A 26,869-nucleotide genomic window follows, 5' to 3' on the forward strand; every position below is an offset into this window, starting at 1 on the left:
AACCTAATGTCGCTAACCAAAGAACTCATAAAAGTCAACAACCTGCAGCTTGCCGCCAAACTGGTAAGTGATCAACTCGTAATGGGCATGCATGCCAGTAAGAGGTCTGGCATGGGAGCTGAGTTTGAACAGTACCGACATTATATACCTGGCGACGACCCAAAACGAATAGACTGGAAGTTATTTGCGAGAACACAAAAGCACCAAATAAGAGAATCTTCAACGGAAAGTACCCTATGCATAAATTTCATTTTGGACCTTTCTGGATCAATGAACTATAGTGAAAATGGTGTTTCAAGGCTTAATTATGCAAAAATTCTTTTGGCATCCTTATCATACCTAGGTTTTAGACAAAGCGACCACATGAATCTTTATTTTTTGAAAGATGGTCAACTAGAAAGGGTAGTGACTGAAGGAAAACAAAGTTTTCAAAAAATACTATATCAGTTAGAAAATGCAAAAGCAGCAGGAAATTGGACATTTGAAAAAGTGAATTTCCAGGATTTTCAATCAAAAGCTAAAGAATTGTTGATTTTTGCTTCTGATTTGTTCCAAACAGATTCAGAGTTTTTTTCATTAATAAAAACTTGGGAAAGACCAGGTAAAGAGATATTGATTTTTCAAATTTTAGGAGAAAGAGAAATTGACCTAAACTTAGAAGGAATTATCAAATTTAAAGATTTAGAAACTAACCAAACGAGGGAATTGTCAGCCTCAGAAATCAAAAAAGATTATGAAAAAAACTTCAATTTTTTCTTAAATGAATTAGACAATGAATTGAATCTTAAAAATGTACATATTTACAGGTGCAAACTCAGCGATCCAATATCTGAAGTACTTAAAAACGCTCTAAAAAAACTAAAATGGAGTTAATAAACCCAAACATACTCTGGGGATTATTAGCAATCTCCGCTCCCATTCTGATTCATTTTTGGAATCAAAAAAAAGCAGTTACCATAGATTGGGCAGCTATGAAATGGCTCATAGAAAGTCAAAAACTAAAAGCCAAAGGTTTAAGATTGGATGATTTACTTTTGCTATTATTAAGAATTTTAGCAATGATACTTTTGGTACTTATTCTTTCTAAACCGTTGATAAATAAGCTTTTACCTAAAAAGAAAAACCTAGAAAAAATCCATTTTTTTCAGAAAAACAAAACGCTTTTTGAAAACTTCAAATTTGAGTTTTCAGATGCTATTCAAAAAAAAGAAAAGGTATTTTGGTTAAATGATTTAGAAAATACGATAAAAAAGACAGAAGAAAACCTAAATAACAATAATATACAAATTGCTTATATTCAAACAAATATAAATATTTTACAAAAAAAGTATCCAGAAAAAGAGATTCATATTTACACAAATCACCCAGTGGATCTCAATTTATATCCGAATATCTATTTAACAGAAAATCTAAAATTACATCCACTCAAAACTGAATCTGAAAACAATACTAAAGCTTTATTTTTTGGTCAATATGTTTATGTAAATAAAAAAAATGCACTCGTTCGCACCAATGAAAAACCAGAAAAAAAAGTTATAGACAAAGGTGATATTAAAGTATTTATTGATGATAACAAAACCTTAAAAGCAGCTTTTGAAGCTATTAAAGAAGTTTTCGGTTTTCCATTCGAATATGTTCAAAAAAAGGAAGCTGCGGAAATAATTTTCAACCAAAACAGCGTTTATCACACCATAGAATTTAAAACTGATGGAAACTTAGAAACTCAAGAAATCATCTTAGACCTCAATCCAGAAACATCCAATATAATTTTTAATGGAAAATTACCAGAAATAATATTGGAGATACTCTTAAACCACTATCAAATTAGTGACAAAAATACTCTTATAAGCAATCAACAATTAGCCAGCATTTTTAAAACAAAACAATCAGAAAACAAAACGAAAAAAATGGCAATTGACAAATATTTGCTATTCCTATTTTTAGGAATAATAATGGCAGAGCGGTATTTGTCTTTAAAACAGAATAAATGAAGGAATTAAAAAATAAAATACGCTTATTTATCTTCCAACAAGTCATTTTAGACTTGTTGAAGTGTCTATTCGTGTCTTTCTCTCTCTATTTCATATCATTTGCATTATTTAATTCATATAAAATTTCTGCAATCTCCTTTCTTTTTGGGTTTATTGCAACCGCCATTTTTACTAAACTTTTCAAGGATAAAACAAAATTAGCTCAAACGGTTTTACATAAAAATAATCCACAAATAGAATACAGTTTGTCTTTGCTTTTTAAGGATAATCTAAATGCAGCAGAAACTTTACAGGCAGAAAGAATCAATGAGAAATCCTTAAAAATTCCGTTCAAATTAGACAAGATTTTTTGGTTGCTTTTGGCATTTTTAGGATTAAGTTTTTTTTCAAAAAATCTAAAATTCAACTCCCAGCAAAAAAAATCTGCTTCCATAAGAGAAAGTATTTTAACGGGAAAATCTAAACAAAAACCTAATCCAAAATTCATTTCTTCGAAACTAAAAATCGTTCCACCTAGCTACACAGCTTTACCTACGAATACAAGCGAAAATCTAAATGCCGAAGCTATAATTGGTTCAAAATTAGAGTGGACGGTGATTTTTGAAAATGCGAAAGATCTAGAAGTATATATCGAAAATGCAAAGGGCAAAAACTTAGTTTTTAGCAAAATTGACACAAACACTTATCGTTTTTCTGACCTATTAGTAAGTTCTAGCTTTTACAGCATAAAAGCCCAAAAAGGAGATTCAACAGTTTATCAATCTGAATTTTACAGAATAGAGGCCATACCAGACGCTCCGCCAAAAATAGAACCAGTATCGAAAGAACTGTACCAATTTCATAAAATTTCGGACCCAACAAAAATCAATGTAAGTGCTAAAATATCAGACGATTTTAGAGTTAAGGAATCCTATATTGTGGCCACAGTGGCGAGAGGATCTGGCGAAAATGTGAAATTCAGAGAAGTTAAATGGCCAGTGGGTTCTAAAAATTTCAAATCAGAAAATATCTCCAAAACGATTGATTTAAAATCCTTAGGATTTGCTCCTGGTGACGAACTCTATTATTATTGGGCCGCTTTTGACAATAAATCACCAGAGCCAAACTTCTCAAAATCCGACACCTATTTTGTGGTATTCAAAGATACCGCTGCAAATGCTGAGACGGATTTAGCCACCATGGCCATGAATATTTTGCCAGAATATTTCAGAAGCCAAAGGCAAATAATCATTGATACCGAAAAATTGATTAAGAAAAAAAACAAGATCAAAAAGCAGGAATTTAATAGTGAATCCAACGAAATTGGGTACGACCAAAAGATTTTGCGTTTACGCTATGGTCAATATTTAGGTGAAGAATTTGAGACAAGCATCGGTCCAGGGGGGCATGACGATGAAGACGGCGATTTCATGAAAGGTTTTGTGCATGCCCACGATTCAGAGGAGCAGGAAGACAATCATGTGGAAGCGGAACATCACGATCATGGCATTACTAACCCAAATGCCGACCAAGACCCTTTAGCTGCTATGATGGCCGAATATGTGCATTCGCACGACGATGCCGACGCGAATACTTTCTATGAGCAATCCACGAGAAGTTTACTCAAAATGGCCTTAGAACAAATGTGGCAGTCAGAATTGCATCTTAGACTTTATGAACCTGAAAAAGCACTTCCATTTGAGAACAAAGCTTTGGCGTATTTGAAAGAAGCTCAACAAAAAGCAAGAGTTTATGTAAAGAAAACAGGATTTGACCCGCCTCCAATTAAGGAAAAAGAGAAGAGATTGACAGGAGAATTAACGAAGTTTAATCTAAATCAAAGCTTTGCAAAGACATTCTATGAAAACGAAACTTTGGCTTTATTGGCTAATCTTACCGATATTTTAGAAAAAGAAACCCTAGACAAAAATGATAAGCAAAGGTTAGTGAATCTGAGTCAAGCTTTGTCAGAAATACCGAATTTAAAAAGCTCGATTTTAAAAGATTTACAAACTTTGATAAATAGCAAAAGTATTTCAGAGGCTCAAAAAGCAGCCTTGAAAACAAAATTGCTGACCTTGTTGGATATAAATTTGGCAAAAAGCAGAAATGGAAATTCTACGAAAAACAATAAAGATTTAGAGGCGGTATTTAGAAAAAACATGAAATAAGAATTGGAAGAAAAAACCTTAAATATCGTATTGAATATACTCTTGGCAGGTCTGTTTGGTCTTCAAGCTTATGGATTATACAAAGTAAAATCACAGAAAAGGTGGCCGATAAAAGTCATTTTGAATGTTTTGCTATTGATTTCTATTGTTCTGTTGATATTTCCACCAAAGTTTCAAAAAAACATCACAAATAATAAAATCGGAATAAAAGATGAAAGAATTCCAGCTTCTGAAATAAAAAAGCTACAGGATAGTTTGGACATAGAATTGGTGATTACACCAAAAGACTACCTATCAAAATTCATTGACAAAAACCCTGAAATTCATCTGTTTGGGCAAAGCTTCACAGCAGAATTTTTGAGTGAATTGGCAGAAAAAAACATGCATTTACATCCTTATTTTAGCAAAAATGAAATTCAAGATTTAAGTTATCAATCGATACTTAGGCAAAACGAAAATCAGCAGATATTTGGGAAAATAGAGTTAGAAAACAAGGCGACCATTAAGGTAAAATATGGTTCTGCAACACTAGATAGCATAATTTTAGAAAAAGGGCAACAATCTTTTATTTTGAGTTTTCCATCCTTTTCTTTAGGTAAAACTGCCGTTGACATATTCTTAGACGACAAAGTGCTTAGTTCTATTCATTATTTTTCAAGAAAAGCTGACAAATTGAATATCTTGATTTTGTCCGAAAACCCTGACTTCGAAACTAAAACGCTTTCTGATTGGCTAGGAAAAAATGGACATCAGGTAAAAGTCCAAACTTTGGTGGCAAAAAATACACAAAACAATACCGATATCAATAAAACTGAAAACGAAAAGTACGATATTGTTTTTGCCACGCCGGCTAATATTTCTCAATCCATTTGTAAAAAAACTATCGCAAACGGAGGTGCAATATTTATGTATAATGCAGAAGAAAGTGCAATTGAAGTATTAAATAAAACTTATGGAACTGGATTCAAATTTCAAAAGATTGGAAACGAAAAAGAAATTCAACTAAAGGAAGGTCTTTTTGCATTGCCTTTTAAATTTTTACCAGAAACGCATTACCAAATAAACCAAGATTGGCCAATTGCAGTCAATAGTAAACGAATTGGAACTTCACTGCTGAGCGAAACTTATCCCTTGTTATTATCTGGAGACAGTATTACCTATCGAAAAATTTGGGCTGAGGTTTTGCAAAAATTGAATATTGTTCAAAAAAACAATATTGCAATTCAAGCACCTATTCAAAAAGACTTAAACACCGAAATTATTTTCAACAATTTTGAAAACTTGGATGCCATTTTCAAAACGCCAAACGATAGCATTTTTACGAAAAAACTAGCCTCAAATCCAAATTCTTATTTTGGAAACTATGCTTTCAGAAAATCAGGATGGCAAGCCATAGATCCTGAAAATGAAGTATTTATAGATGAGGATCTTGAATCTTATTTGGCTTATAATTTTTCAAAATCCGCAATCAACATTTATCAAAAAAATGGCATAAGTAATACGAACATTTCCCTAAAAGAGCCCATTTCACCTTGGGTTTTATTCTTTATTATATTCATTATATTAGCAATGCTTTGGTTAGAACCTAAGCTCTAAAAGTAAATTATTCTATTTAAAATTAAAGATTCTTAAATGAAAAACTTAAAAACTATTTTAATACTGTTCTTTTTTATCTTAAGAATTAATTCATTCGCTCAAGAGAGTCTCTTCACCCAAGAAATTGCCGAAAAACTCGCCGAACTTCCCATGCACTGCATAAGCCAAGAGTTTCCAAACAAAACGGGGCATAGTTCGGACGGAGCCGAAGATCACAAACTTTTACCTTCTCAACTACACCCAAGTTTTTATGGTTGCCTAGACTGGCACTCGAGTGTGCATGGGCATTGGATGTTGGTAAAACTGCTAAAGCAATTTCCAGAAATCAAAGACAGAGAGAAGATTATCAGAACATTAGAAAATAGCTTTGAAGCTGAAAAACTAAAGACCGAAGCTGAATATTTCACCAAATATAAAACTACCAAAACTTTCGAACGCACTTATGGTTGGGCTTGGATTCTAAAACTAGACCAAGAACTGCTAACTTGGGATGACCCTATGGCACAAAAATGGCATAAAAATCTGCAACCGCTAACCAATGAAGTGGTAAGACTATGGTCGGATTATTTGCCCAAACAAACCTATCCCAACAGAACTGGCGTACACCCAAATACAGCTTTCGGTCTTTGTTTTGCGTTAGATTGGGCTGCAACAACCAAAAATGAAGCTTTTGAAATGGCAATAATAGGTAGAGCAAATCAATTTTACTATTACCAAAAAGACGCCCCAGCCTATCTAGAACCAGATGGCTCGGATTTCCTATCTCCTAATCTCGAAATTGCCGACTTGATGCGAAGAATTATGTCGCCAAAAGAATTTGAGGCTTGGTTTGCGAAATTTTTATATAAAACCTCTATAGATAATTTATTAAAAATGCCAGTAGTAAGTGACAGAACTGATTTCCAAATTGTGCACCTCGACGGATTGAGTCTTAGTCGAGCTTGGTGTATGAAAGGCATAGCGTCAACCTTTTCTCCAAAGAATCCTTTAAAAACCAAATTTGAAAAAACATCAAAAGAGTTTTTAGAAAAAACTCTCCCTAATGTAACTTCTGGAAATTATGGAGGAGATCACTGGCTTGCTTCTTTTGCAGTATATGCCATCTTCGACTGAACTCAATTAAAATAAAAAAGCACCCCAAGAGGTGCTTTTTTATCAATCTATCTTAACATTACTAAAAAAATCCAACTTCAGTCAGCTGAAGAATCACATCTGTGCTTGCTGCTTTTTCATTTCTAAAAACTAAATATACATCATGCTTTCCTTTAACGTCTTGGTTTAGTTTCAAAACTGCCGTGCTTGAGCGAGATCTGTTCCACTCAGCCAAATTGGCTCCTGCTGGTGGCCTTCCAAATGGCAATTCTTTCAGGCCTACAAAGTCTGAAGTTGCTAATAACTTGCCGTCTGGCTTATCTAATCTTAGCTCTACACTTCCTCCCATTGCCCCATTTCTCATGTTGGCTTGCACAAAGGCTACTATCTCTTTTATTGAACTCAAATCTATGTTTTTATAAACTCCATAAGATTTATCTCCAATAAACGAAAATGAATAACCAGCAGTGCTAATAACTTGCGTGCTGAAAGAATTATCCAAATCTTGCGGACGAAGGTAATTTGGTTTTAAGACTAAAAGCGTTTCTTTAGTCAATGGCTTGGTTTTAGCAGAACCTTTGTCTTTGTAAGCCGCTCTTAATACAAAACTGCCAGCTGCACTTTCGTAGCTAGGCGTTTCAGGTTTCACCTCACCGCTAAGTCCTAATTTGGCCACGTTTAATTGATTGGTACCAAGACTAAAGATATAATCCACCATACGTTTGGCATTGATTTCACTCAAATCAGGGTGGGCACTCATACCATGCTCTCCCCAAACACCGCTTCCACCTTCTTTGATTTTCTTAACCAAATAAACCATATTTTCTGGCGTATTGCTGTACTTGTCAGCCACAGCTTGGTAACTTGGCCCGATAGACTTGGTGGTATATTGATGACACGACTTACAGTCAGCAGCTTCTATTAAGTTTCTTCCAACGGCAAATGAGGCCATATCGTCCGCACTTTTTTGCTTGGCGGCAATCTCGATAGGATCAAATCCTTGAGGCAAATAATCAAACGTAACTGCCACTTCATCAGGCTTTATTTTATCGCCGTCTTCGTGGTCTTTTACCTTAACATTATAGTTTAAAGGAGTATTTCCAAAATAAAAAGTTTGGTTGCTTGATGCCAATACAATATCAACTTCTGGAGCAGTATTACCAGCCGTTATCGGAATTGACTGGCTGTTTTTGGCACCTTTGGTATCTGTTACTTCCAATATTGCATTAAAATTACCCGCATTTTTAAAAGTAAAACTAGGTTCTTTTCCTAAAAGACTTGCGACTAGAGCTTTCTTTTGGTCTACTATTTTCCACTTATAAGTCAACTTGCCCTCGTCATAGGCATCATAATCGTTTGAACCCTCTGCAGAAAATTTAACTGCCAAAGGCAAAGCTCCAGAGGTTTTGTCGGCATTTGCCACTACATTAGGTTTTCTGTTGCCTGCATTGTATTCTATTTTCACCAGTTTAGAGTTATCGTTTCCTCTAAACCATGCAGAACCGTATTCTAACACATACATATCACCACTTGGGCCAAAGTCCATGTCTATAGCTGAACTGAAGTTCATATCTGGTAAGACACGTTCCATAGAGACATAGTCGCCATTTTCGTCCATTGTTACGGCCATAATCCAGCCACGCATAAACTCCGTAATGAGCCATTTACCCTCATAATATGCCGGCCAAGGTCGTGGTGCAGTAGCAAAATCTGCTTTTCTAAAAACTGGCCCACCTGTAGCACTTCTACCTGATGTACCAACCAGAGGAAACTCCGGAGAAGGTCCGTAAGGATAATAAATAAAAGCTGGAACTGGGTTCGGAAGATCCCGAATACCTGTATTATTAACTGAATTATTTTGCGGGTGATTTACATCAAAGGGCTCACCATAGGTTCCATCAGCAGAATTGTATTTTTTGTAAGGTCTATTGTTTGCAATAAAATATGGCCAACCGAAAAACCCAGGAGCTTTGGCTTGATTAAATTCGTCATAGCCTTTAGGTCCCCATGTAGAATCTTTGGAGGCATCAGGTCCCACTTCTCCCCAATACAAATAACCCGTCTTTGAATCTAAATTTACTCTCCATGGGTTTCTGTGACCCATAGTATAAATTTCGGGTCTGGTCTTTTCAGTTCCTTTTGGAAACAAATTACCTTTTGGAATGGTATAAGTTCCGTTTGCCTCAGGGTGAATTCTAAGAATCTTGCCTCTTAAATCATTCGAATTACCCGGTGCTCTTTGGTCGTCCTCGTTTTCATGGCCAGGCGTTTCTACCAAATTCGAAGATCCTTGACGAGGATTTACTGTGTTATTTCCAACTGTTAAAAACAAGTTGCCGGCTTTGTCCCAGGTCATTCCTCCACCAGTATGGCAGCATTCTTCGCGTTGGGTTTTAACTTCAAGAATCACTTTTTCAGATTCCATCACCAGCTCATCATTTTTAAGGACAAATCTTGTCAAAATGTGCTTTGATTCAGTTGGATGAGCATAATACAAATATACCCAATGATTTATGGCGAATTTAGGGTCAAGACTTATACCCATAAGGCCTTCTTCAGCCTCACGTGTTTGACCTTGTTTGTTGGTATATTTAGTATTTACAGTAATAAAGCCCGCATCAGAAACTTCTTTCGTTTTTTCATTTACGATTTTCACACCACCTTTACGCTCTACAATAATTACCTTATTACCAGGCAAAAAAGCCATTTCCATAGGCTCATCAAGGCCTTCTGCCAATACTACTTTTGTGAATCTATTCCAATCTGGAGGGGTTGGTTTGTCAGCCATAAAGCCAAACCAAGCAAGTATACTTAGAAAAAAAGTAAAGAGAATCTTTATCATTGATAAGATAATTTAAGGTTGAAAAATTAAAAATACCACCAATAAACGGAAACCCTCCAATTATTAGATGTATCAGTAATATTATTAGATAAGTTGGGATTTTTGCAGGATGAAGGGTTTGGGATTTAAACCCAAACCACCCGACAAACCTTCTTTTCTTCATCATAGTTTAACTCAATAAAATGAAAGCCAGGACGACCAATAAGTTGAAGTGGGAATTCATGAGTACCAGAAAAAATAGGGATACTTTGTAGTATTGGATATTTCCTGCCTTGCGTATCAATTTGGTTGATAGTTAGGCTAGAATTTTGGATAGCTTGGATTTTGATATTTATACTTCCATCAGTTGTGGGATTTGGAAAAACTGTGGGTTCTAATGGTTTTTCAGTAGCTAGCAAAACCGACGATCTTCTTGCTAAAATACCCCCTTCAATTGCATCAAACCTATTGGTAAGTATCTGAGTAGTGATTGTTTCGGAACTTCCGAGCCATTTGGTGAGAACTTCGTCGTACACACTTCTGTAATCGTATTGAAATACAAAGTCCTTGTTTATATCTAATGTATTAAAATCAAAAGGTTTACCGTAAACATTTCCATTTACGTCTTCGCCAAATACAAACATGACACCTGCAGCACCGTGGTCTGTTCCGTTGCTGTCATTTTGATTTGGTCTTCGGCCAAACTCCGATACAGTCATACCCACCACGTTTTTAGACAAATTTTGAGCCTTTAAATCCGCCATAAAATACGAAATAGCACTGCTAATTTCGGCCAATAAAGCAGCATGTTTTCCATCGGTAGTACCTTGTCCGGCATGAGTATCAAAACCATCAATACTCAGCAAATAAACTTTAGTTTTTAATCCACCTGAAATTAACCTCGCTACTAATTTCAACTCTTCCGTGAGTTTCTCTTTGGAATACTCTAAAGTGTTTTTACCAGTATCAAAAGCATCTTTTACAACCTTTGAATATTTGTTGGATTGAATACTTAGGTCTAAAAGGAAATTATGCTCGGCTTCGTAAGCTCCTTTTTCACTCAAAAAACTTTCGCCTGATAACAAATCTTTTCCTCTTTCATAAAAGTCATTGGGATTCTCAACAGAAATTCCCAAGTCTTGAGAACCAGACTGAAAAAGCAAAGAAGAAGAATTGCCGATATTCATACAATTGGGATGGTCGCTGGCATTATTAATCTTTTCAAAATATCTCCCAATCCAGCCTGATTCAAGTCTTTCTGCATCGTTTTGGGGATTAATTCCACTCAACCAAATATCTGTAGATCTAAAATGTGAAAGATTGGGGTTTGGATAGCCGACTCCTTGAATTACAGCCAGATTTCCATTATTAAACAAGCCGTATAAGCCATCGTTTTTGCCAGACCTTAAGGCAGGATTTAGATACGAAAGGGTGCTTCCTAATTTTAAAGCTTTGTTCTTCGGTATATTGAGTGTTTTTCTGAAAGTGGAATAATATTTATCATTTTCTGCAGGAATCACAGTATTCAATGCATCGTTTCCTCCAAACATTTGGATGATTACCAAAATATTATCGTCTGGATGGTCTAAATCAAGATTTTTTACCCAAACGGGAATTTTCCCAAGACTAAAAGCCGAAGAAAACGCCGCTGAAGCTGAGGAATATTTTATAAACTTTCTTCTGTTCATTGCTTTAACATAAATGAAAATCTGGCGTTTTTAACAATGCCAAAAGCATAAGTTTCAGTCTAAATCCACCTTGCTCTATATTTGCAATCATATTGGGCCATTCATAATCTGGCGTTCCGCCTAAAAGCTCTTTTTTATATTTTTCTAATTGTGAAGTAGTAGGACTTTTTGCCAAAAACAAAGTCAAAATCTGTTCCACCAGTTTATCGGCATTTTCTTTTTGATCAAACTGAGCTATCCAAGTAATCATTTGTGCATTTGTTTGGTTCCAAACAAAATAGGAAAGCTGTTGCACCGCAAAAGGGAAGGTTCGGGTATCCGTCCATTTTCTATAACCAGCCCAACCTGCTACGTTTGGAGGATTGAGCAATTCTTGCCCCATCGTTACCATTACCCATTCTTTCCAGTCTTCTTTAACATCAAAATGTTTTGAGAAACCGACAACTGTTTCAGCTGGTGTTTTTATCTGAACTCCCCTAGCAGCTTCGCTAAAGAAAAATTCCGATTTGAGAAGCTGACTCAAAACTGGCCTAATTTCCCAATTATTATCTCTAAAAGTCTTGGCTAATGATTTAATTAGCTCTCCATCTGGGGCCTCGGGCTTGCTGTAGACAAAATATCGAAATAACTTTTCGCAGATAAATTCTGAAACCTCTACGGACTTTTTGCTTAAAATTATATTGACTAAGTCTTTGATTTCTTGTTTTACACCAGCTTCGTAGCTCGCAGTAAAGGGTACATGTATGGTTTCACCTAGATAACTTTTTGCCTCAAAATCATGCTCATTAGGTGCAATAAATGCTTGAAAAATAGGAAATTGCTTCCATTCCTCTGAAAAAACATTCACTTTCCAACCTGTAAAAACCCTTGCTCCTTCTTTAACGTCTTGCTCAGAATAATTCCCGATGCCAACCGTATATAACTCCAAAAGTTCCCTTGAAAAATTTTCGTTGGGAGCAGTTTTCGTGCTGTCTTTTCCATTCAAAAAAAACAACATTGCTCCATCAATAGCTATTTTTTCTACCAATTCTCGAAAATTACCTTGGTGTAATTCCCTAAACAATACATTTTGTCGATACATCAAACCTGCATGCATCGGGTCGTCAATGGCAAATTTCGTGGTAAAATGTCCATGCCAAAAAAGTGTCATTTTCTCCCTTATGCTAGTCAAATCTTTTCCCATTTCGGCGGCCCACCAACGTTTGAGTTCATAGTTTTCCTCATATACTCGTTTGTAAACACCGTCTATAGCTTTCTGCTGGTCAGCTTGTGGGAGTTTCCACCAGGAAGGGAAACCTGAGTTTATCCAAGATGGACTTTGAGGCTTCGGATTTTTTAAGGCATTATCCAGTAAAAAATCCACCGCATCATCAGCTGTTTTACCTGCAAAATTTTTTAAGGTTGGCCAAGAAGTAGCAAAGGTAGTTCTCCTCAATAAATGAAGTGCATCTGCAGTACTAAGTGTTTGAGAAAAAGGCCTTAACATCGCGTTATATTTTCTGGGAAGATAATGCTAAAACGAAGAAAGTTGAAAAAAATTGAAAAGCCTATTTTCCTAAATTGATTTATTGATTTTAGATCTTTTAAAAGCGACATCTGTAGCAAAAAGCGGATATTCCGTAAAAATATTGGCAACAATATTCTTAAAATAACTCCGCTTTTGGGAATTTTTGTTAAAAATCCCATTGGCATATCCTCGCCAAACTATCTCAGAAGTAGATCCTTCTATCAAAGAAATCATCAAAGTACCTTCTTTCAAGCTATATTTTACAGATTTGTAAGTATCCTCCTCAGAATTATTATTTAGCCAATAGTTGATATTGGGTTGATCATATCCAGTGTATTTTATGGGATCGTAATACACATAAAAATTCACGAACAAATCCGGCTTATTTGCAGAATAGACATATCCTCTCGCACTCATTTGCTGAAGTATAGCCTGCTGTACGTCTTCACAAATATAATTGGTGTCACGTTGACATTCTACAAAAGTATAAGTCTTGTAGTCATTAAACCCCAAAGAATATTTATAATCGTGCTCTATAAACACACGGTTGCTAAAACATCCACACAATAACGGGATGGAGAATATTAAAACCAAGAATTTTCTCATGATTACATTTCGGTAATCTTCCTAGGTTTTTCTCCAGCGGCAAAAAGTGGGTATTGGTCAAAAATACTTCTAACCACTGACCTGTAGTAGTTTACGGGCTTGTTTACTTGTTTATTAAACACCCCAGAGGCATATCCTCTCCAAATCAAACGGCTGCTCTCGGCATCTAGAAGCGACACCAAAATCATCCCCCCGCCGAAGTTGAAAGTTTGAACTTTGTAGGTTTCGTCGCTTTCATAGCGGTTCACCCATCGCTCCATAGAAGGTTGGAAATATCCTTTATATCCTACCCTGTCTTTGATAATACTATAACTAACCAAAAGCCCAGGATTTTCGTCGGTTATTTTATATCCTCTGGCTTTCATTTGCCTTCTGATGGCATCTTGAATCTCGGAGCAAATGTTGGAAGTATCTATTTCACAATTTAAAAAATTGTAGCTTTTATAAACTGTAAAATCGGTATCATAACTATAGTCGTTATCTACCAAAAGTTTCATGGAGTTGCAGCCAACTAGGCCAAAAATCGCAAGGAAGGAGAAAATAAAGATTCTTTTCATTTGGTTATTTTTTTTAGATTCCAATAACTACGTAAAACTTTAGCTTTCAGTTGCTTATTTTTACGAATTTTAGCAAAAGTTTTTCAAGAATCAAACTAATAAACCAAAAAAAGGTTTTAAAATCCGCAATAATAATTCAAAGCCTTTATCATTTCGCCTTTTGTGATGCTTATATCGTATTGACAAGTGCCTATTCCATCTAATAATGAGGCTCTCACCAAATTGCCTTTATTTTTTTTATCTTGGAGGGTAAGGTTTACAATTTTCACAAAATCTAATTCATCTATATACACATTGCCATATACAGCAAAAATAAATTCTTCGATTTCAAGCAGCGTAGCTTCACTAATCATTTTTTTGGTAAACGAAATATAAGCCTCAGCTATCATTCCAGCTGCTATGGCCTCACCATGCAAAAGTCTTTGTTTACCTTTATCCAAATAAAAAGTTTCTATCGCATGACCAATGGTATGTCCAAAATTTAATATTTTTCTTAAACCTTTTTCAGTTGGATCTTCGGCCACTATTTGTTTCTTTATCTCTACCGAATGACTTATCAAATCCGCCAAATCTTGATTTTCTAAATCTTTTACTTTAATCTCGTTCCATTTAGCTTTATCTCTGATGAGACAGTGTTTTATGATTTCAGCAAAACCAGAACGAAGCTCATTTGCTGGTAGCGTTTTCAAAAATTGTTCATCAATAAAAACCGTTTTGGGCAAAGTAAAAACTCCAATATGATTTTTATATCCCTGAAAATCAACCCCTAATTTTCCACCAACGCTGGCGTCAACTTGCGAAAGAAGCGTAGTGGGGATCTGAATAAAATCGATTCCTCGCTTGTAGGTTGCTGCACAAAAACCGCCCATATCACCAATTACACCACCACCTAGATTGACTATAAGTGCGTGTCTGTCCAAACTATTCATTGTCATTTCTTCCCAAATCTGCTGACAGGTATCTAATGTTTTATGTTGTTCACCACTTTTTATAACTATAAGCTTGTGAGCAGGCAAACTGCTTTTTACCAAAGGATAGCAATGTTTTTTAGTATTATTATCTACCAAAACCATCACTTTTGAATATGTATTTTGAGCAAAAAACTGTGAAAGACTATCCGCAATTGGGCTTATGACTACTGACATTTTTGAAATTATTATTGAAATACAAAATTAGGGTAAAAATGAATCAAATAAAAAGGCTAAATTAATGTCACTAAATTCAAAAAAATTACCTTTGTAAAAAAAGTAATTTTGTGGACAACATAGAACTCATCTTAAAATACTTCTCTAGCTTAACAGAAACTCAAAAGGAGCATTTTGGCAAACTTAGAGAACTTTATGAATTGTGGAACGCCCAGATCAATGTGATATCTAGAAAAGATATGGAGCATTTGTATGAAAAACACGTACTTCATTCTCTCGGAATTGCCAAAGTCTGTGCTTTTGTGGCTGGAACTGAAATTTTGGATGTTGGAACTGGAGGCGGGTTTCCTGGCATTCCATTGGCTATTTTGTTTCCTGAAGTCAACTTTCATTTGGTGGATTCGATAGGCAAAAAAATAAAAGTAGTAAATGAAGTAGCGGCTGGACTTGGCCTAACAAATGTAAAAGCCGAACACCAAAGAGCCGAAAATATAGAAGGAAAGTATGATTTTGTAATCAGCAGAGCGGTGACAAGGATGGAGCCTTTCGTAGAATGGATAAAGCATAAATTCAAACGAAATCATTTCAATGCATTAGACAATGGCATTTTATATTTGAAAGGGGGAGATTTAACAGAAGAACTGGCAGAGGCAAAAAGGAAATATACCATCTACGATCTTCCGAATTACTTCGAAGAAGAGTTTTTTGAAACCAAAAAAGTAGTTTATCTTCCTTTTTAAATATGGCTGCAACTATTAATATTTCACACGAAAAAACTTCGATTACTATCAAGGCACATTTGTTGCTATACGGGACTTTCGCTTCGGATGAACTTGGGCAAAGAATAGTGGATGAAATAAACAGAATGTGGAATGAACCCAAAACAAAAATAATGCTAAATGAACTGGGATATGAGGTTTTGGTTGAGGTTGATTTTGAATGCTTAAGTCAGGAAGACATTCTTAATAAAGTACTGACAAATAACAACTTCGAGAATAATTTTATACGTATAGAAGAAAAAAACATAGCCGAACGCTCCATGATGGGCTTTGGTTTGGGAGATAACTCTGGCCATTGGCTTATCACTGACCAACTGGGCGATAGTACAACTGCCGCTCATGAGTTTGGGCATGCGTTGGGCTTGCCACATCCTGAGCAATTAGACTATAGATTTACGGGAATGCCTCCTATAATGGCACCAAGAGGTACTATTGTGGATGCTGAATATCAATGGAATCCACTCGCTGAACCTGGAGCTTATGGCGGAACTATGCGACCAATTTTTAGAAGAGTTAGAGCAGATGAAGTAATTCAGGTTATCCAGCATTTGGATTTATCTCAATCTGAAACAATAAATATTGGTAGACTAACAAATCAACTATTTGACGAAATCGGAAGACCTGTAGCATTAAGAAGTGACATTAACACTTGAATAACAAAATTTTAGCCTACATTGCTATCAAATAGAAAAACACAAATATGAAACTGCAATTTTTTATCATTATCCTTCTCTTTTTAGCACAAGCTTGTGTTACAGCACCTACTTCAACAACGAGTAGCGTAAAATCTAGTACTGAAATGGAAGCTAGAAGAGTTACAAACGAAATGAAAGCGGTTTTGAATTTAGACAACACGCAAGAAGAGAAAATATTGGTGATAAATGTGGTTAATTTTGCTATTCTTAAAAAACTCAGAGACAACAATCAAACGCAAGAAATAGCGACCACAAAAGAAAAATATAAAAATGAGGTAAAGCAAGTCCTAGACTCAAGTCAATTTAGCAAGTTTTTAGAAAATTTCGGTAATTTATAAAATACAAAATATCATGAAAAATAGCATTGCAGTATTCTTATTATTAAGCCTTTGGGCATGTGTACCAGGTACAACACCAAGTCAAGGCACACAAGCCATCGCTACCACAAGCCCCGAAGCCGAAGCAAAGGTTTTAACTTCAAAAATGAAGTCTGTTTTGAACCTGGATGCTGCTCAAGAAGAGAAGGTTTTGATGATAAATGTTGTGAACAAAAAAGTGGTAAAAAGGCTTAGAGAAACCAACGATACAAGTAAATTACCAAGCACAAAAGAAAAGTATCAATCAGAAATGAAAGGTGTACTTACTGATGATCAATTCACAAAATTTTTGGTAGAGTTTAAAGATATGTAATCAAAAGTCTTCAAGGTTTATTTAAAATCGTATAAACTATAGCAGAATCTGGCTTGGCAATAGGCATAAAGCTTTCATAGCCTCCAAAATCAACAATCGGCATATTGTAAGAAATTTTTCCTTCTTTTATCAAATCTTTTGAGGTCTTTTTTCCAGTAGCATTCATTGGCGATTTTACATCCATCTGATGCTCTTCAGATTTCTTTATTGTTTTATGAGGATAAGTATTATTTGGAATTCTGTATACCTGTTTTCCAGAGTATTGTATTTTCTGACCAAAAGCGTAATTTCCAAAAAATAAAAAAATTAAGGAAGTAAAAATTAATTTCATAATGTGTATATAGTTTGGTAATAGAACGATAGAAATTTTGAAATATTTTAAAACGGCAATCCCACCGCAAAATTCCAGATCATGTTATCTTGTCTCCAAGTTTTGTTGAAAGGTTTAATGTCTTTCAATACCCATTTTTGACCAGTTTCTAGCCAAGGTTTAACAACTGGGGTGGCCAAATCTATCCTGAAAATAATAAAAGAAAAATCTAAACGAAGGCCAATACCTGTACCTACGGCCAATTCTTTATAAAAGTTTTTGCTAAACAATGCCCCGCTTCCGTAGATGTATTCGTCTTTGTACATCCAGACGTTACCAGCATCTACAAATACCGCAGTTCCTATAAAATTACTGACTTTGTACCTTAGCTCAGTATTCAATTCAAGTTTTATGTCGCCTGTATTGTTTCCCAAAAACTGCTCTGCCAACGAGCCTGTTCTTGCATAAGTACCTGGCCCAACACCTCTCGCCCTAAAAGCACGTAGCGAGTTGTTGCCACCCACAAAAAACTGGCTTACAAACGGCAATTGGAGAGAATTTCCGTAAGGTACACCAATGCCCACTATGCTCCTGTTTGCCCAAGTAAGTTTGGGATTAAAGTCGTATTTGTACCTAAAATCATTCTCAAGCCTTATATATTGTGAATAATATTCTCCAAAAAATCGCCCAGTTTTCTCTGGATTATTACGGATTTTATCGGCCAGTCCAAAAAGATTTCCAGCAAAATCAAAACTCCCACGGTAAGCAAAATTACTCTTTTTGACCTGCTTTTGACTTACGGTAATTTCATAAGCACCACCAGCTATAAACTGGTTTTCCAGGATTACTAATAGACGCGGATCGGCGAATATTTCATCTATAAAAACCGTACTGATATTGCTGGATTTTACCAAATTTACACCGATGGGTTTAAGTGAATGTTCTATTCCTCGGCCTCGGGTCCAAGCATAATTTAGTGAAGCACGAGCAGAATTTAGATTGTAAAGGCCTGTTTTAATAAAACTTTCATAGCCAGCCTTTATTTGGGTTTTAGGTAATACTTTGCTAACCTCAGGGTCTATTTTGATAAATGGAGCAAAAAACCGTGGAATGTTTAAAGAAGCGTCTACCCCCAAACGATAGTTGTCTCGATACTCGCTGCTTTTGTTGCCTCCAACTTGCACCTCAAAGTTACCACTTGCCGAAATCTTAAAAAATTCCCCACCTCTAAAAGTATTGATATTCTGCCAATTAAGGCTAAGTTGAGATCCGGCTAACCCGCTTGACCTTGAAATAGCATTGGCTTCAATTCTTACAGACTTCTTTTTGTTGGTTTGGAGATTATAATACACATCTATAAGCGTAGAATCTAATCTGTTTACGACTTCATAATAGCTTTTGATAAACTTAAAATTTGACAATCCGACCAAACGATTATTGGTGATTGTTTGGAGTTCGCTATTAAAGAAAGTACCAGGACGAAAGGCTATTGCATCTGAAAAAATATCTTCTTTGTATTTTTTTTGCGGATCATCTAATATTAAACCTCTAAAAAAATCAAGGGAATTTTCGTTGGCATTTGTTACAATTTCGGTCTTGGAGTCAATGTTTACAAATATGTCATTGATTTGATACTGACGTTTGGCTATGGGCAAAATATCTTCTTTTGAGCCAATTTTCAAAATCACCTTTTGTGGCTTTATCGTTGTATCTGCCTCTATACCTACATATTCTGGTTTAAAATAAAAATAGCCTTTGTTTCTCAGTTCTTTGTCAATTTTCAAGCGTTCTTGCTTTATTTGAGTCAAATCAAAATACTCTCCAGGCTCAAAACCCTTGGCCGCAATCTCAAAATCTTCTTCAAATTGACCTTCACCTTTTACCAAAATCACAGTATCGATAGCAAATCTACGGTTAAGCGTAGCGGTATATTCAGCCAAAGCTAAAGACTTTTTGGAGTTTAATCCACCAACTACTTTTGCATTAAAATACCCTTTTGATTTCAGTACGTTTTCTAAATTCAAAGCGTTTTTTTCAACCAAAATTGGATTAATAAAAATCGGATCTTCCGCTAATTTCTTTTTAAACCAAGCCCTAATACCTTTGTCAGATTTAGGATTTCCTATAAAATAATGAAAGCCAACTTTATAGGGATATCCAAAAAGTTTGGTATTGGGTAAAGGTCGAGTTAAGTCTAAAAGCGTAGTTTTCAATTCTACTAAATTCTCCGATTTTAAACTATCATTTTTTATGATATTTATTGTAGCACCGTTATACAGTTTTTCTCCTGCAGGCAATTTGCTCGCAACTTTACAAGAAGAAAGCACTCCTGCAAAACCAATTAAAAACAATATGTATTTTATAAACTTCATTTCTTTTTCATCAATTCCTTCCAGGTGTCGTAGTCTATCGCAATAATAAATCCAAGACCAGTTTCTATCACAGAGCCTTCTATTACCATCTGGTTTAAGTTTTTTCTAAATACCTTTAATCTATATCGTCCGTCTTTGGTTATCAGCCAATTGGCCTGAATATTGTCAAATATCTCATCTGATTTCAAGTCTTTGTTTTCGAGTTCAAAGTTTTTTCCGACAGATATTGAGAGTCTGTCATTGGCAAGTTTTTTACTTACACCGAAATTCAAATTTGTATTTCGGGTATCGTTTATACTGTTAGACTCCAAGCCCAAATTAAGGTCAATACCTTTGATAATTCCTGAAGCATATTTGTCTAATTGAGAGCTAATCAGGTCACTTACCTTTTGGCGAGCTAAGTTTTCATAATTGGTAATATTGCCTACAATTTCGCTGGAATTAAAACCACCACCAACCAGCACCATAATGGCATTCGAATTTATCTTGTCTTGATATTTTTTATAAGCTACATCATTTTCAATTTTCTTTCCATTTTCACCAATTATCTTAAATCCTTCGCTTGCATAATCATCTTTATATTGTCCAATATCAGACTCTTTTAAAACCAATTCAAATTTTACAATTGGAGCAGAAAGCACTTCTGTCACTCTTAAATCCACTCTTAATGGGACGTTGAGTTTAATTTCCTTATATTTATCTAATATTGTTTTATTATCAAAAGGATAAGTTGAAATGGCCTTTTTTCCTATATTATATTCGGCCGTAATATCAAGTTCAGCTTCCATTGGATCACCAGACCAAACAATATGACTTTCGCTTGAAGAATTGATTTTAAACAGTCTTTTGATGGTCTGGTAGGTCAGCTCGTAGCTTCCGCTTTCAATATCGTATTGACCTATCATAAAAAGATCGCCTTTATTGTCAAAACCAACATTTAGTTTGCCTTTTCCATTTACAGTCATCAAGTCGCCAGTCACAGCATCCATGAGGATTTTTAAAGTCGCCTTTTCTGGTACATCTACATTGATATTTACGGCATTTGCAAACGATAATGCATTAGAGCTTTCACTTTCTTTTTTAGTTTCGGATTTATTAATATTCACAAATTTCACCACATTTGCCATTTCATTCGCTGCACTGGCATCGTCTGGCAGCAAAAGTGTAAGATCCGAATTGTCTTTTACAAAAACATCTCCTGTAAGTTTAAATTCTAGATTTTCTCCTTTCAGACTTAAATCAGCTCCAAAATATCCTTCTCCATAAAAGAGCTCATTTTGTCCTTTCTTTGCATTTACCAATTTGAAATCTTCCGAATTTATCTTAAAATCATAACTATAATTAGGCAAATTCTTCAAATCCACCTTGCCATCTACAAGCATCACTTTGCCATTTTCATCTTTTATTTCTGTCTTATTTAAGATGACTTTCTGATCTCTAAAAATCAACTTTTGGTTGTCAAGAATTAGCTTTGCTCCTGTTTCAACCAATTTAAAGTCAAACTTTTGAAAAATCGCTTCGCCGCTAATTATTGGACTAGAAGAGGAACCAGTTATGTCAAAATCGCCTGAAAGATTTCCTTTTAAGTCTGCAAGAATATCTTTGACATAAGATTGGGCCACCAAAAGGTCTATCTTTTTGATTTTGGCCTTAAAGTCAAGGGCTTCTTCTTTTTTAGGATAAAAAACACCAACAAGCGAAACATCTGTACTTGCTCCTATAAGGCTTGCATTTATTTTAATGTCGTCCAATGAATTGCTTTGAGCTTTTCCATCAAGCTTTCCTAATTTGACTTGGTTAAATTCAAAATCACGTATCAGAAAATCACCTGTAAAAGCCGGAGCATCTGACATATAATTCAACACTTCCAAGTCCAAATCTGCAAACCCTGCCACAAAACTTGAATCCTGAAGGAAGGCCTGAGATAAAAAATTCAAATCTATATTTTTTGAAAAAACACTCAGCGGACCATTGGGCGTTTCGTCTAAACTATTTACTCTAAGTATCTGACTTTTAGATGTAAATATCACGTCATTTATTAGTATGCCTTTATTCGAATAGGTTATACTTCCGTAAGGATTACCAGACCAAGGCTCATAATATAGCATGGTGCCGTCATCGTTAAATGATATTTGTAACTGATTATCAACGCTTTGCACAAAACCAGCCAATGCATGAATGGTTTTATCAAGTGAGTCTTTTACGGCGAGATTAAAACTTCCCACATTGTTTTCTAGTTTACCGTCTAGACTAGCATTTCGCAATCTAAAACTCGGATTAGAAACTCTATCGCTCTTTAAATCATACGTAAACACTTGTCGATTGCCATTATAACTCAAGGTGGTATTGTAGACTTTTATAGAATCGTATTGTAGAAAAGGTACATTTATATTTCCAGAAATCGGGATGTCTCCTGCACTTTGCAAACTGGCATCTATATTGATATTTTCAAAGGATTTTATTGCTGGCAAAAAAGCTGTAAATACTGAGTCATAGGAAATATTTCCATTTAATTTAAACGAATAACTTTCCTTTTGAATCACTGGTTTATAATCCAATAGCTTGAAGTAATTATTAATCTCTGCAAGTAAAATATTCTGTAGTTGGTCATAATCAAACTTGCCTTCAATAGATGCATTTAGAAAGTCAGAATTTACTTGAACTTTCTTTATTTCTGCCTGTGTGCTCGTTTTTACTTTTAATTCTCCGATTGGGTAATTATTACCATCTATAGTAAATTCAACGTTTTTCCCCTCAAAATCTATGACTGGCGATTTTGGGTCAAGGACAAAATTATTAAGAGCAATGTCGCCTTTAATGGTAATGTCCTCTGTTGATAGTCCTAAACTTTTCAGATTTACAAAATTAATTTTCGAGTCGCCATCTATTTGCAAATTCTCTTTTGATAAATCAATTTTTCCTTCCCAACTTAATTTAGCGGAAGGGTCGTCAATTGCAAGTTTTGTGTCAAATATTTGATTTTTTAGGTTTCCATCAAAACTAATATTTTCATACTTTTTACCTTCATAATACGCCTCCGAAACTGTTCCATTAAGGCTCATCTTCATGGATTTCAAATCTGTGCTTGAGCCATTAAAACTAAGGGCCGAACTCACTTTTCCGATACTTAGGTTTTTAATCAAAACACCCAAATCGTACCCTAGAACGTTAAGCTTTCCAGAATAAGCAAAGTTGCTGTTTAAGTTTTTAATATTACTTACCAAAGAAGCTTTGCCTTGCTCCGAACTGAGATTCAACTGTGTATCAAAATCCGCCAAAGAGCCTTTGATTGTTCCACTGGCTATAAAATTCTCAGGAATGTTTATGGCTTCAGGAAATTGCTCAGCAGGTACTATACTCAAAATTTCTTTTTTGCTCGAACTTAATTTCTGAATATTTAAATCAAAAATTGGCTCAGAAAAACGCTTAACAGAACCCGAAACTTGCAAGTTTGAATTTTGCAATGCCACCAAATTCATGTTTTCAATAATCACTTTATCAGCGTCTCCTTGGAATCTTCCACTAAGCTTCAGAGGCTTATTTGCCAAGTTTTTAAAATATTCATTTTGTTTTAAACTAGCGTCAAAAAACAAGGCGTCTGAAGGTGAAAAATTGCCAGAAGTAAGATTGAAATCGTAAGTGCTTTTTCCCAAATCTTTCGAATTTACCTCAACGGCAAGCTTTGACATTATCTCAGAATTATTCGTTTTGATGTTGAGTTCCGAAAGCTCCAGTCTATTGTCTTTGAAAGTTGCGAGGGTATAAATTTTCTTTATTTCAAAGCCTGACTGTTCTTTGGCTTGCAAATTTTGCAGGATCATTGAAAATCCGCCATCTGCGTATTTTATATCTTTGGCATTAAGCACCAAGTCATTAATACCAATATTTTCAAAATTGATTTGATGCTCTGGTGTTTTAGCGGAATTGGCTTTTTGGTAAGTAAAATTTTTGGCCTTTGTTTGGATATTTTGCAAATAAAACTCCCCTTTGGGCAAGTTCAAATCCTCCATAGTAAGTTTCAAATCAATATTTTCCCCAGAAGTTTGATTTCCGTCAAAATTCAAATCCCAATTCAAATTACTGATATCCAGATCATTGAATTTTACACTTGGCAAAACACTGTTAGTCTCTGATGTATCTGTCGAGCCTTTGCCGATTTTTCCAAAAATTGAAATATCTGCTAAATCCAGTTTCTTAAAATCGTAGAGGTCTTCTGAAGGATTGAACGTTTTAAAGCCCGAATTAAATTTGCCAATTTTCGCCTGAATAGCGTGCCCTACTCGTTTATCTGCATATTTTAAGTTTATGGATTTCAGATCCATATTATCCAACTGAAAAGATAAAGGCGTAGAAGTCGTATCCTTTGGTGCTGATGGACTCGAAAATGCATCAATTGCAAACTGGTAATTGAAGGCTTTTTCTTGATAATAAACATTTATGTCAGCGTTCTCGACTTTCAAGTTATTGACTGTAAGCTTATTATTTAACAAAGCCCACATGTCCATATCTAGCTTCAAGCTTTTAGCAGCAAGCAGCGTGTCTTTTTTTTGATCTTTTAAAAGTAGATTTTCTATCAAAACCCAGTCAGGAAATCCATAGGAAATACTGCCAGCCACCTCAGTTTTTAATTGATCCGAAAGGGTAGTTAAAACAAAATCACTTAATTTTTTCTGGCCAGGCTTTGAATTTAAATACAAAACTAAACCCACAGAAATGACTAACAATAAGAGGAGAATTATTGCGAAAATTTTAAAAATACGTTTTAAAACCGTCCGGGTCATATATGGATTTCAAATTCCTAAACAAAAATAAGCCTTAGTCCTTGTTATCTAACGTATTTTCGTTCCAAATAGCCTATTTTTTTATAAACTGGAAAAAATGATTTGTTATTGTAGAAAGGTAGTAACCAAAGTTTTGGAGAAATTACTTATAAATAGATAATACCAAAAGAAAAAATATCCGTTTCAACTAGCCTACAATGCTTCAGCTGACATGCCAAAGTTTTTATAAAGGCTTTTAATCATTCTAAGTGTTAAGGGTCTTTTAATACCTGCGACACCATCTCTTTACTCCCAAAATATTGGATGAGATCTTTTTGTTTTAATCCTTTCTCTTCCATCTCATATTTTATGGCTTCGATTGGGTCAAGTGGTTCGATAGCATAATGTTTATTTTCATAATCATCTACCAAAATTGATAAAACCTCTAAAAGGTCAAATTCCGGTGTTTTAGGCTCAGCATCAATTAGTGAATCAATCCTTTTTAATGCCGCTCTATATTGTTCTTCTGTTTTGATTGTTGTTATAATTTCCATAATTTATACATTTTTATTATCACCCCAAACTAATTCAAAACAATATAAACCTTTCATCTCTCATAAAAAAAAGCGGCCAGTAAAAATTTACTTAGGCCGCCTTCTAAGCTGAATAAACAATTAAAAAATCTTAGATATATTGATTGATTATCATTTCCATTAACTCTTGCTTTCCGCTGATTTGTGCTGGCTCACCAACTTCTTTGGCTATTTTAGCCAAGTCTTCAAGCGTAAGCTCGCCTTTCTCATATCTGGCACCGTTGCCTGAGTTAAACGAAGCATATCTTTGGTCTCTGATAGCATTGTATTTTGATTTTGTAAGGATATCATTTGCTACTAACAAAGCACGAGCAAAAACGTCCATTCCCCCTATGTGAGCAATGAAAATATCCTCTAAATCTGTAGAGTTTCTACGAGTTTTAGCATCAAAATTGATACCACCGGTTTTGAATCCGCCGTTTTCCAATATAATTAACATCGCTTCAGTTAATTCAAAAACGTCTATAGGAAATTGGTCAGTATCCCAACCATTTTGGTAATCGCCACGGTTGGCATCTATAGAAGACAACATACCAGCATCTGCAGCCATTTGAAGCTCATGAGCAAACGTATGGCCTGCCAAAGTAGCGTGATTTACTTCAAGGTTCAAGCCGAAGTCTTTCTCCAAACCTTGAGCATGCAAAAACCCGATAACTGTCTGAGCATCAAAATCATATTGGTGTTTAGACGGCTCTGCTGGCTTTGGCTCGATATAGAATGTACCTGTAAATCCGTTTTTGCGAGCATAGTCACGAGCGGTTCTCAAAAACTGACCCATGTGATCTAATTCTTTCTTGGTTTTGGTATTCAAAAGCGACATATAACCTTCTCTTCCTCCCCAAAATGTATAACCCATACCACCCAAAGCAATAGTGGCGTCAATACAGTTTTTAACCTGCAATCCAGCGTGAGCAACAACCTCAAAGTTTGGGTTAGTTGAGGCACCGTTCATATAACGTGGATTTGAGAACAAGTTCGCCGTTCCCCAAAGCAATTGAGCTCCAGATGCTGTTTGTTTTGCTTTTGCGTAGTCTACTATTTTAGATAGATTGCTTTCATATTCAGCCAAAGAAGACCCTTCTGGCGACATATCCACATCGTGAAAACACCAGAATTCTGTTCCTAATTTCGTGAAAAATTCAAAAGCGGCGTCCATTTTGTCATGAGCAGCCTGAAGAGCATTGGCGTTGGCATCCCATGGGAATACTTTCGTTCCTGGGCCAAAAGGATCACCGCCAGTACCGCAGAATGTATGCCAATATGAAATAGCAAAACGAAGGTGCTCTTTCATAGTTTTGCCAGCCACCACACGGTCAGCATCATAAAATTTGAACGCCAAAGGATTGTCAGACTCACGTCCTTCAAACTTAATGGCTTCTTTTATGAATGGAAAATATTCCTTCTCTCCTAGCGTAATATTCAACTTACTCATTGATTGTTATTTTTTGAAGTTTTTTTTGAACTATTTCTTATTAAGTGTCAAACTTACAATTAAAAATAATTTATTCAAAATATTT

20 protein-coding genes are annotated in these 26,869 nt (G+C 35.3%); 9 read left to right on the forward strand and 11 right to left on the reverse strand.

Annotated features, from left to right (window positions below; all coding sequences use genetic code 11):
- Window positions 1-6 precede the first annotated feature (6 nt).
- From EGI22_RS16195 to EGI22_RS16215, 5 genes are read left to right on the forward strand one after another with little or no spacing between them, the layout of a single operon-like run.
- Window positions 7-873: a DUF58 domain-containing protein gene (locus tag EGI22_RS16195; protein WP_255069461.1), complete on the forward strand. Its 867-nt coding sequence runs from the start codon at window positions 7-9 to the stop codon at window positions 871-873.
- Window positions 864-1,991 (forward strand): BatA domain-containing protein, encoded by a 1,128-nt coding sequence (locus tag EGI22_RS16200; RefSeq protein WP_255069462.1) that lies wholly within the window; start codon window positions 864-866, stop codon window positions 1,989-1,991. The genes EGI22_RS16195 and EGI22_RS16200 overlap by 10 nt, the downstream gene beginning before the upstream one ends.
- The gene (locus EGI22_RS16205) at window positions 1,988-4,141 is read left to right on the forward strand and encodes a hypothetical protein (RefSeq protein WP_255069463.1); all 2,154 of its coding nucleotides are present in this window, start codon (window positions 1,988-1,990) and stop codon (window positions 4,139-4,141) included. Before EGI22_RS16200 ends, EGI22_RS16205 begins: the two co-directional genes overlap by 4 nt.
- A 3-nt stretch (window positions 4,142-4,144) precedes the next feature.
- On the forward strand, window positions 4,145-5,737 hold the full coding sequence (locus EGI22_RS16210; RefSeq protein ID WP_255069464.1) for a hypothetical protein: 1,593 nt from the start codon (window positions 4,145-4,147) through the stop codon (window positions 5,735-5,737).
- Window positions 5,738-5,773: 36 nt separating this feature from the next.
- Window positions 5,774-6,850 (forward strand): DUF2891 domain-containing protein, encoded by a 1,077-nt coding sequence (locus tag EGI22_RS16215; RefSeq protein ID WP_255069465.1) that lies wholly within the window; start codon window positions 5,774-5,776, stop codon window positions 6,848-6,850.
- A gap of 61 nt (window positions 6,851-6,911) precedes the next feature.
- Here EGI22_RS16215 and EGI22_RS16220 read toward each other — a convergent pair whose 3' ends face one another.
- The 6 genes from EGI22_RS16220 to aroB form a co-directional block, all read right to left on the reverse strand.
- Window positions 6,912-9,671: a PQQ-dependent sugar dehydrogenase gene (locus EGI22_RS16220; RefSeq protein ID WP_255069466.1), complete on the reverse strand. Its 2,760-nt coding sequence runs from the start codon at window positions 9,669-9,671 to the stop codon at window positions 6,912-6,914.
- 125 nt (window positions 9,672-9,796) lie between these two features.
- A complete protein-coding gene (locus EGI22_RS16225) occupies window positions 9,797-11,338 on the reverse strand; it encodes a DUF1501 domain-containing protein (RefSeq protein ID WP_255069467.1) in 1,542 nt (513 codons plus the stop codon).
- Between the two features lie 4 nt (window positions 11,339-11,342).
- A complete protein-coding gene (locus EGI22_RS16230) occupies window positions 11,343-12,824 on the reverse strand; it encodes a DUF1800 family protein (protein ID WP_255069468.1) in 1,482 nt (493 codons plus the stop codon).
- A 69-nt stretch (window positions 12,825-12,893) separates the two neighbouring features.
- Window positions 12,894-13,451 carry a DUF4136 domain-containing protein gene (locus EGI22_RS16235; protein WP_255069469.1) on the reverse strand — a complete coding sequence of 186 codons (558 nt, stop codon included), beginning with the start codon at window positions 13,449-13,451 and terminating at the stop codon, window positions 12,894-12,896.
- A gap of 2 nt (window positions 13,452-13,453) precedes the next feature.
- Entirely contained in the window at window positions 13,454-14,008 is a 555-nt protein-coding gene (locus EGI22_RS16240; RefSeq protein WP_255069470.1) for a DUF4136 domain-containing protein, read from the reverse strand.
- Window positions 14,009-14,124: 116 nt separating this feature from the next.
- Entirely contained in the window at window positions 14,125-15,153 is a 1,029-nt protein-coding gene (aroB, locus tag EGI22_RS16245) for a 3-dehydroquinate synthase (RefSeq protein ID WP_255069471.1), read from the reverse strand.
- A 110-nt stretch (window positions 15,154-15,263) separates the two neighbouring features.
- Here aroB and rsmG point away from each other — a divergent pair, with 110 nt between their 5' ends.
- The 4 genes from rsmG to EGI22_RS16265 are packed head-to-tail and all read left to right on the forward strand — an operon-like array spanning window position 15,264 to window position 17,317.
- Complete coding sequence (gene rsmG, locus EGI22_RS16250) at window positions 15,264-15,893, forward strand: 16S rRNA (guanine(527)-N(7))-methyltransferase RsmG (protein ID WP_255069472.1); 630 nt, start codon at window positions 15,264-15,266, stop codon at window positions 15,891-15,893.
- A gap of 2 nt (window positions 15,894-15,895) precedes the next feature.
- Complete coding sequence (locus EGI22_RS16255) at window positions 15,896-16,585, forward strand: hypothetical protein (RefSeq protein ID WP_255069473.1); 690 nt, start codon at window positions 15,896-15,898, stop codon at window positions 16,583-16,585.
- Between the two features lie 47 nt (window positions 16,586-16,632).
- Window positions 16,633-16,965, forward strand: coding sequence for a hypothetical protein (locus EGI22_RS16260; protein WP_255069474.1), 333 nt, complete (start codon window positions 16,633-16,635; stop codon window positions 16,963-16,965).
- Window positions 16,966-16,978: 13 nt separating this feature from the next.
- The gene (locus EGI22_RS16265) at window positions 16,979-17,317 is read left to right on the forward strand and encodes a hypothetical protein (protein ID WP_255069475.1); all 339 of its coding nucleotides are present in this window, start codon (window positions 16,979-16,981) and stop codon (window positions 17,315-17,317) included.
- A 10-nt stretch (window positions 17,318-17,327) separates the two neighbouring features.
- Here EGI22_RS16265 and EGI22_RS16270 read toward each other — a convergent pair whose 3' ends face one another.
- The 5 genes from EGI22_RS16270 to xylA form a co-directional block, all read right to left on the reverse strand.
- Window positions 17,328-17,648: a hypothetical protein gene (locus tag EGI22_RS16270; protein WP_255069476.1), complete on the reverse strand. Its 321-nt coding sequence runs from the start codon at window positions 17,646-17,648 to the stop codon at window positions 17,328-17,330.
- A 47-nt stretch (window positions 17,649-17,695) separates the two neighbouring features.
- Window positions 17,696-19,999 (reverse strand): BamA/TamA family outer membrane protein, encoded by a 2,304-nt coding sequence (locus EGI22_RS16275; protein ID WP_255069477.1) that lies wholly within the window; start codon window positions 19,997-19,999, stop codon window positions 17,696-17,698.
- Window positions 19,996-24,723: a translocation/assembly module TamB domain-containing protein gene (locus EGI22_RS16280; protein WP_255069478.1), complete on the reverse strand. Its 4,728-nt coding sequence runs from the start codon at window positions 24,721-24,723 to the stop codon at window positions 19,996-19,998. Before EGI22_RS16280 ends, EGI22_RS16275 begins: the two co-directional genes overlap by 4 nt.
- 308 nt (window positions 24,724-25,031) lie before the next feature.
- Window positions 25,032-25,313, reverse strand: a complete 282-nt coding sequence (locus EGI22_RS16285) for a transcriptional regulator (protein WP_310588174.1) — start codon at window positions 25,311-25,313, stop codon at window positions 25,032-25,034.
- A gap of 130 nt (window positions 25,314-25,443) precedes the next feature.
- On the reverse strand, window positions 25,444-26,784 hold the full coding sequence (gene xylA / locus EGI22_RS16290; RefSeq protein ID WP_255069479.1) for a xylose isomerase: 1,341 nt from the start codon (window positions 26,782-26,784) through the stop codon (window positions 25,444-25,446).
- Window positions 26,785-26,869 lie beyond the last annotated feature (85 nt).

The organism is Lacihabitans sp. LS3-19 (assembly GCF_024343575.1).
Classification (GTDB): domain Bacteria; phylum Bacteroidota; class Bacteroidia; order Cytophagales; family Spirosomataceae; genus Leadbetterella.

Bases quoted from the DNA above. Each gene is read 5' to 3' on its own strand.
- xylA (WP_255069479.1), bottom strand. From the start codon at position 26,784: ATGAGTAAGTTGAATATTACGCTAGGAGAGAAGGAATATTTTCCATTC.
- EGI22_RS16220 (WP_255069466.1), bottom strand. From the start codon at position 9,671: ATGATAAAGATTCTCTTTACTTTTTTTCTAAGTATACTTGCTTGGTTT.
- EGI22_RS16200 (WP_255069462.1), top strand. From the start codon at position 864: ATGGAGTTAATAAACCCAAACATACTCTGGGGATTATTAGCAATCTCC.
- EGI22_RS16215 (WP_255069465.1), top strand. From the start codon at position 5,774: ATGAAAAACTTAAAAACTATTTTAATACTGTTCTTTTTTATCTTAAGA.
- EGI22_RS16230 (WP_255069468.1), bottom strand. From the start codon at position 12,824: ATGTTAAGGCCTTTTTCTCAAACACTTAGTACTGCAGATGCACTTCAT.
- EGI22_RS16285 (WP_310588174.1), bottom strand. From the start codon at position 25,313: ATGGAAATTATAACAACAATCAAAACAGAAGAACAATATAGAGCGGCA.
- EGI22_RS16265 (WP_255069475.1), top strand. From the start codon at position 16,979: ATGAAAAATAGCATTGCAGTATTCTTATTATTAAGCCTTTGGGCATGT.
- EGI22_RS16260 (WP_255069474.1), top strand. From the start codon at position 16,633: ATGAAACTGCAATTTTTTATCATTATCCTTCTCTTTTTAGCACAAGCT.
- EGI22_RS16275 (WP_255069477.1), bottom strand. From the start codon at position 19,999: ATGAAGTTTATAAAATACATATTGTTTTTAATTGGTTTTGCAGGAGTG.
- EGI22_RS16240 (WP_255069470.1), bottom strand. From the start codon at position 14,008: ATGAAAAGAATCTTTATTTTCTCCTTCCTTGCGATTTTTGGCCTAGTT.
- EGI22_RS16255 (WP_255069473.1), top strand. From the start codon at position 15,896: ATGGCTGCAACTATTAATATTTCACACGAAAAAACTTCGATTACTATC.
- EGI22_RS16195 (WP_255069461.1), top strand. From the start codon at position 7: ATGTCGCTAACCAAAGAACTCATAAAAGTCAACAACCTGCAGCTTGCC.
- EGI22_RS16270 (WP_255069476.1), bottom strand. From the start codon at position 17,648: ATGAAATTAATTTTTACTTCCTTAATTTTTTTATTTTTTGGAAATTAC.
- aroB (WP_255069471.1), bottom strand. From the start codon at position 15,153: ATGTCAGTAGTCATAAGCCCAATTGCGGATAGTCTTTCACAGTTTTTT.
- EGI22_RS16205 (WP_255069463.1), top strand. From the start codon at position 1,988: ATGAAGGAATTAAAAAATAAAATACGCTTATTTATCTTCCAACAAGTC.
- EGI22_RS16225 (WP_255069467.1), bottom strand. From the start codon at position 11,338: ATGAACAGAAGAAAGTTTATAAAATATTCCTCAGCTTCAGCGGCGTTT.
- EGI22_RS16235 (WP_255069469.1), bottom strand. From the start codon at position 13,451: ATGAGAAAATTCTTGGTTTTAATATTCTCCATCCCGTTATTGTGTGGA.